The 6,796-nt window shown below is 68.0% G+C and carries 6 protein-coding genes and 1 pseudogene; 1 reads left to right on the top strand and 6 read right to left on the bottom strand.

Translation table 11 applies throughout. From position 1 onward, the window contains the following. Positions 1–104: 104 nt before the first annotated feature. From Q4F73_RS10655 to Q4F73_RS10635, 5 genes are all read right to left on the bottom strand, one after another. Positions 105–230 carry a hypothetical protein gene (locus Q4F73_RS10655; protein ID WP_303359325.1) on the bottom strand — a complete coding sequence of 42 codons (126 nt, stop codon included), beginning with the start codon at positions 228–230 and terminating at the stop codon, positions 105–107. A gap of 40 nt (positions 231–270) precedes the next feature. After that, positions 271–1,302, bottom strand: a complete 1,032-nt coding sequence (locus tag Q4F73_RS10650) for a GTP pyrophosphokinase family protein (protein ID WP_303359324.1) — start codon at positions 1,300–1,302, stop codon at positions 271–273. Further along, complete coding sequence (gene treY, locus Q4F73_RS10645; protein WP_303359323.1) at positions 1,295–3,769, bottom strand: malto-oligosyltrehalose synthase; 2,475 nt, start codon at positions 3,767–3,769, stop codon at positions 1,295–1,297. Before treY ends, Q4F73_RS10650 begins: the two co-directional genes overlap by 8 nt. 45 nt (positions 3,770–3,814) lie before the next feature. After that, positions 3,815–4,378: a hypothetical protein gene (locus tag Q4F73_RS10640; protein WP_303359322.1), complete on the bottom strand. Its 564-nt coding sequence runs from the start codon at positions 4,376–4,378 to the stop codon at positions 3,815–3,817. A gap of 79 nt (positions 4,379–4,457) precedes the next feature. Further along, on the bottom strand, positions 4,458–5,543 hold the full coding sequence (locus Q4F73_RS10635) for a DNA polymerase III subunit epsilon (RefSeq protein ID WP_303359321.1): 1,086 nt from the start codon (positions 5,541–5,543) through the stop codon (positions 4,458–4,460). Positions 5,544–5,607: 64 nt separating this feature from the next. Here Q4F73_RS10635 and Q4F73_RS10630 point away from each other — a divergent pair, with 64 nt between their 5' ends. Beyond that, positions 5,608–5,964 carry a helix-turn-helix domain-containing protein gene (locus Q4F73_RS10630; RefSeq protein WP_303359320.1) on the top strand — a complete coding sequence of 119 codons (357 nt, stop codon included), beginning with the start codon at positions 5,608–5,610 and terminating at the stop codon, positions 5,962–5,964. Here the strand turns inward: Q4F73_RS10630 and Q4F73_RS10625 are convergent. Next, positions 5,961–6,796 (bottom strand): annotated as a pseudogene (locus tag Q4F73_RS10625) (glycogen debranching enzyme); the annotation flags it as partial. The gene Q4F73_RS10630 and the pseudogene Q4F73_RS10625 sit on opposite strands and share 4 nt — an antisense overlap.

Raw genomic sequence — 6,796 nt, 5'->3', positions numbered from 1 at the left:
TCTCCAGAGAGACACCGACGCGATCGGCCTCGACCGCTTCGGCGACGCCGTTGACGTCACCGAAGGTGTCGAGGCCGATATTGCGTCAACAACTCCCCGGGGTGCTACCAGAGACCCCAGTGTGCCGGCGGGAAGTCGATGCCCATCGGGCGGAAGAAGTTCGCGACGGTCAGAGCCCACACGTGGAGGGCGTCAGCCAGCTGGGGGAAGTCTTCACGGATGGACGACATGAAAGATGCTCCTTATTCGGGGAAATGGTGCTAACCCTGCTCATGGTACTGCCTCACCCTGGGTGCCGTCACCCACGATGCGCGCGCCGCGCATCAGTTTCAGCCGGCGCGCCAGCTGTTGCGGCCGCAGGGCCGGGCGCGCACCGATGTCCCCGGTGCGTGTGATGTGGTCACGACCGAAGCGTCGCAGAAGGAGATCATCGATGAGACGGATCTGCCCCGGGTGGAAGCGGTAGCGCAGGGCGCCGTGGACGGCGGTGATGTCGCCGTCGTCGAGAAGCTCGGCGAGTTCGGCGACCGTGGTGATGCCGGAGGCGGCGAGGATCTCGGCGAGGAAGCGGTAGTTCTCCGAACGCGAGCGCGGGAACCTGTTGCCCAGCAGCATGGCAAGTACACCCGGCAGGGTCTCGGGGGTGAGGTCCACGTCGTCACGGGCGGCGTCGGTGGAATCCTGCGCCACCGCGATCTGGTCGAACTGCTGATCCGCCAGCTCGATGAGCCCGGCGGCCAACGCGAAGGCGCGGTCGACCTTCGGATCGAGTTCCTCAATGCCGCGCTTGTAGCGGATGTCATGCTCGAACTCCGCCCAGGCGTGCTGCAGGACCGTGCGGATCTGCACCTCGAAACTCACACCCTGATAGTCGGCGAGCTCCGTGATGTCCGAGGAATTCTCGTCCACCGTGAGAATGAGGTGGTGGGAACCGTAACCGAAACCGCCGGCGATGCGGGTCTCCGCCGTCTTGTCCACGGAACGTTCCACGGTGAAGGACTGCTTGAGAACATCGATGGCCACCGGGATCTCAGTGGAGTGGAAGGTGGTCACGCGCACACCGATGAGATCGTGAATGTCCGCCCAGGGATCCGGGTACATCCACTCGCCGTTCGCGCGCTTCTTGTAGGCCTTGGCCTTGAACGACGGCCAGTCCTTCACCCGGGCGACCACGCGGTCGAAGGTCACGCCCGCATCCGCGAGCAGGTCCTCCACCCCGGCGGCGAAATCTTCCGCCGCCTGCGGATGGGCCCGGACCCACTCGTGGTAGTGGTTGCCCAGGCGGGCGATCCGATCAGACATCTCTGACCAGGAGCGCGGTCGGGAAGATGGTGAGGACCTCGGCCAGCGGCACGGTGGCCTCGTAGGAACGCCCCGTCAGGCGGTCGAGCCAGGTGCCTTCCGGCAGGGTGACGGTGGTGTCGTTCCAGCCGCCGTCGGCCTCCAGGAGGAGGGGGCGGCGGGTGGCCAGGGTGATCAGACCGATACCGGCCTCACCCGGGGTGTCGGCCGCGCCACGGGCCAGGCCGATGAGGTGGGACTCCTGCGGCCCGACCGCGAACACCGCCTGCATCTCACCACCGACGAAGTACTCCGGGTGGTCGGCGCGCACCTTGAGACCCTCGTGCACGATGTGCAGTTTCGCCCGGTCACCGTAGAGATCCAGGTGCGGGTAGGAGCCCGTGGTCTCCGCCTGTGCCTCGGCCTCGGCGGCCAGGTCCTCCCAGTCCACCCCGGCGGCGAGGATGTCCAGCGTCTGGCGGCGGGCGGTGTAGTCGACGAATCGACGGTTGTCCGGGTCCACCAGGGAGTCGTCGAAGAACTCGGTGCCCTGGTAGATGTCCGGGATGCCCGGCCCGGTGAGCTGCAGGAGCTTGCGCCCCAGGGAGATCCGCACCGCGCCGCGGGCCAGGGGGGCGACGAACTCGCTGATCATGGAGGTGACGGGGCCGTCGAGAAGCACATCGAGCCAGTCGGTGACGGCCTGCTCGAAGGACTCGTTCGGGTTGACCCACGTGGTGTGAACACTGGCTTCGCGCAGGGCCTTCTCGGCGTAGGCGTGGACGCGCTGGCGCAGCGAATCAGTGATCTGGCCGTCCGCCGGCCACACACCCAGCAGGTTCTGCAGCAGGAAGTGTCCGGTGGCGGCATCCGGGGCGGGGACGACGGAGGTGACGCGGTGGACCAGCTCGGAGAAGTCCGTCGGGCGCTCGGTGAGCTCGATGATGCGGGCGCGCACGTCCTCGCCGCGCTTGGTGTCGTGCGTGGACAGCGTGGTCATCGCCTTCGGCCACAGGCGGGCGCGCTCCTGCTGCAGCAGGTGGAACTCGGCGGCCGAGACACCGAAACGACCCGGGGCGCCACCCACCTCCTGCAGGGCGACGAGTCGGGCGGCGCGGTAGAAGGTGGTGTCCTCCACGCCCTTGGCCATGACGGCACCGCAGACCTGCGCGAAACGGATCTTGGCCTCCGCGTTGGCGTTGAGGGCGGCGCTGATGAGGTCGAGGGCATCCCGACGCGAGGGGAAGCGACGCGACATCTCGGCGACGACGGTGGCGGTGACACGGGAAAGTGAGAGGTAGTCCGCGCGATAGACGGGCATGGCGGCCACCAGCTCGGTGATGGTGGTCAGCAGATCCTCCTCCGACACGCCCGAACCGGCGGTGGAGAAGTTGTCGCGGCGCATGGCGCGGGCCAGGCGGCGGATCTCGGCGGCCAGCTCATCACGGGCGACCTCCCGCTTGAGCTCGTGCATGGTCACCTCGACGGCGGCCTCGTCCCACGTCGACCCCGTCTGCTGAAGTGCCAGCATCGACATGGAGTCCTCGGCCACCCGGGAGACGAACACGCCGTCGAGTTCGCGGAGGGCGTCATAACCGGTGGTGCCGTCCACCGCCAGACGCGGATCGAGGGTCTCATCCACTTCGAGGATCTTCTCCACGATCAGCCAGCGCTCCGGCCCGACGACCTCGCGGAGGCGGTTGAGGTAGCCGAAGGGGTCGGAGAGGCCGTCCGGGTGGTCCACACGCACACCGTCGATGAGATCCTCGGCGATGAGCTGCCGCACGATGCGGTGTGTGTGCTCGAAGACCATCGGATCCTCCTGGCGGATGCCCGCCAGGCCGTTGACCGAGAAGAAGCGGCGGTAGGAGATGACCCCGTCGCGCCAGTACATGAGGCGGTAGTGCTGCTTGTCGTAGACCTCGGCCACGTCATCGTCGAGGGTGACCTCGTCGCCGACCGGGAAGATGTTGTCGTAGTAGGCCAGGACGATCTCCCCGTCGTCCTCCCGCAGCTCCAGCTTGTCCACGTCCTCCGGGGAGCCCAGCACCGGCATACCCAGCTTGCCGCCGGCACCGTTGTCCGCGTGCCAGTCGATGTCGAAGTAGTGCTCGTACTCCGAGTCCTGCCCGTGCTTGAGCACGTCCCACCACCACTTGTTCAGGCGCGGATTCTCCACTCCGAGGTGGTTGGGGACGATGTCGATGATCAGCCCCAGACCGGCGTCGTGGGCGGCCGCCGCCAGCTCCCGCAGGCCCTCCATGCCGCCGAGCTCCGGGTTGATCTCGGTGGGGTCGGTGACATCGTAGTTGTGGCTGGATGTCGGGTCCGCGGTGAAGATGGGGGAGAGGTAGATGTGGCTAACACCCAGGGACTGCAGGTAGGGAACCTGGGCGGCCGCCTCGGCGAAACCGAAGGCCCGACCCGACGGGTCCGCCTGCGGTCCGCGCAGCTGCAGACGGTAGGTGGCGGTGATCGGACGACGCATGGAACTCCTCGGGTCGGATGAATGAAGAAAAGTGCACCTCACAGCTTAGGCGGGTGCGGCCACCCGCGTGCGGGGCGACACAGCCGCCGGGAAACCGTGCCGGAGCACCAGGGGTTCGGGCACCCACGCCTCCCGCAGGTCCACGCGGTGGTCTTCTCCCACCGCCACCAGTGTGTTCTCCGTCAGGGCCAGCCAGGCCACCGGTTCTCCCAGCAGGGTCGCCAGGTGCGTGTCGAGCACGGTGAAGGTCTGCGGGTGTGCGAGCCAGGCGGTGGCGGGCGCGCCGGGCAGGCTGACCTGCAGACCGGTGACACCGGTGCCGAGCAGGTGTGAGGCCGGACGGGTGCGCACCCGGATTCCCTCGGGCGTGCGGGCGCGGGCGATGAGGTTGGCGGCGGCGCGGTCCCAGGCGCGGTGCGCGGAGAGATCCAGGTCCCCCAGACCGCGGTAACTCACGTCCGCCCCGTGGCAGGTGAAGGTCGCGCACAGCTCGCGGGAGAGGGCGATGTAGGCGATGGTGTCGGAGAATCCGTCGTCACTCAGCCCGGCGTGCTGGACCCAGGCATGGGGTCGTAACGCGGGCAGCAGGGAGGCGGGATCGAGCGGCATGGGCGGGGGTCCTTTCCGAGGTAGTCGGCATCGTCACCACAGTTGGACTGCCCATGGAGCCGAAAGGTTCCCGGTATCCCTAAAACGGGGGTTGTTCGTCCTCGTCGATACCCAGGACCGCGATGAGCTGCTCCCCGGTCCAGATCTGAATGTCCTGGCCCTTGGCGATCAGCTCCTCCGCCCGCTTCTCCTTCGAGGTCTTCGTCGCCCAGGTCCCGGCGACGAGGATCGTCGTCTTCTTCGTCACGTTCTTCCCGATGTCCGCGCCCAGATCCGCGATCGCCGACCACAGCCGCCCCTTGTCATGGGGTTCGAAGTCACCGGTGAGGGTGACATGCTCGCCGAACAATGGCCCGGTGGGGTCGGCATCGGGGTTGGCGGTGGGAATGACATCCGGGGTGGCCACCGACTGCCAGGGAGCACGCCGGGGCTGCGCCGGCGCGGCCTGCTCCTGCTTCTGCACGACCGCCCGCGCCCCGGAACGGTCACGCAGGACCGGGTAGGCGTGCGCGGCGCTGAGGGCGCCCAGGGTGAAACCGGAGGCGTGCTGGAACTCGGCGACGCTGCCGCGGTGGTTGTGCTCCCGTGCCATGTCGACGAGCAGTTCGGCGGCACCACGGGCGTCGAGCGTCATGGGAACATCCCGGCCGCTCGCGCGGGCCAGGATGAGGGTGCACACGTAGGAAATCTGCGGAACGGCGCGGCCGGCTTCCAGGTACTCACGGCGGAGCATCATCATGTGGAACTGGGCGTCGTGGGCGACCACCGGCAGATTGCCGATGAACTCCGGCAGGGCGTCGTCCCGGGAGGTCACCTCCGTCTCGACGCCGTCGATGAACTTCCGCGCCACCTCCCGGTCCACCGCCACGAAGTCCAGCCCGGCCACCGCCGCCGGTACCTCGCCGCGGCGTGCCGCCTCGATCGCCGCACGAAGATCCTCGGCCGCCTGCGCCTGCCCCGGGGCAAGCGGGATGACGGTGCCGGGGCCCTCGAGGGTGAGGGACCCGGCGTCGAGAAGCGAGGGCTCCTCCACACGCACGCCGGTGACCTGCGACAGGGGCACCTCCCATGACTCCTCGCCCGTCAGCGCTGTCAGGAGGGCGGAACGATCAATGCGGATGCTGGTGGCGGTGACACTGAGCTGGGCGCCGTGGGCCGGGATCACGTCGACTCCGATCGTCGGGGAAGGCAGGGTGAACGTTCAGTCTACCGGGGTAGCATGGGCGGGCATGGACGACTGGGTACGCGACGCCGATCCCTTCGACCGCACCTGCCCGAGCCGCGCACTGCTGGCCAGCCTCGGCGACAAATGGTCGATCCTCATCATCCTCGCGCTCGACGGTGCCCAACTACGCTACGGCGCACTCGAGGAGGCCGTGGACGGCATCTCCCCCAAGATGCTCACCCAACGGCTTCGCCAGCTTGTCGACGACGGTCTCATCGCCCGCTGGGAGTTCGAGGAGGTGCCCCCGCACGTGGCCTACGAACTCACGGACCTGGGCCGCAGCCTGCTGCCGGTGTTCTACCCGTTCCTCGGGTGGCTCATCGACCACACCCGTGACGTGGAGGAACACCGCAGCAGTTAGGCCTCCTCGTCGGTGTACTCGTCGCGCAGCGCCGCCCGGCGCTTGGCAGCCAGCTGCTCCTCCTCGCTCATTCCGGCGAGGAGGGTCTTGTTCTGACCCGGCTCGATCTCGTCCTCCTCGGTGTCCTCCACCTCGGCCTCGAGCTCTGCGACGGTGGGCTCCTCGGTGATCTTCTCGGCGGTGGCGGCGGAATCCGCGGTCACCTTGTCACCGACGACACCGAGATCCTTCTCGCGCTCGGCCTCGTCGACGACCTCGACGGCGTCGACCTCGTCCTCCTCGTCGTAGACCGGCGGCTCAATCTGCTTGAGCACCATCGTGGCGCGCGAGGGGACCGTGATGGTGCCCTTCGCCTCGATGATGGAGGCCTCGATCGGGTAACCGATGTCCTCGGTGGTGTCCACGAGCAGCTGCCAGCGGGCACCGAAGGCGCGCGGCGGCAGGGTGAACTCGATCTCCTCGTAGTGCGCGTTGAACATGAGGATGAAGGAGTCGTCGACGATCTTCTGACCGCGGGCGTCCGGCTCGGTGATGGCGTGGCCGTTGAGGTAGACCATGAGGGCCTTGCCGAAGGCGAAGTCCCAGTCGTCCTGCGTCATCAGCTTGCCGGAGGGCACCAGCCAGGCGATGTCTCGGTCGCGGACGTCGGCACCCAGGGGGCCACCGGCGAGGAAGCGGCGGCGGCGGAACACCGGGTGACGGCGCCGGATGTTGAGCAGGCGCTTGGTGAAGGCGTGGAGGGAGGAGTTCTCGTCCAGCTGGTCCCAGTCCATCCACGCCAGCTCGTTGTCCTGGCAGTAGACGTTGTTGTTGCCGTCCTGGGTCCGCGCCA

This window comes from Corynebacterium sp. (genome assembly GCF_030535495.1).
GTDB lineage: Bacteria > Actinomycetota > Actinomycetes > Mycobacteriales > Mycobacteriaceae > Corynebacterium.
The sequence above is the reverse complement of the archived record's forward strand: the minus strand, read 5'-3'. Positions and strand labels throughout refer to the sequence as shown.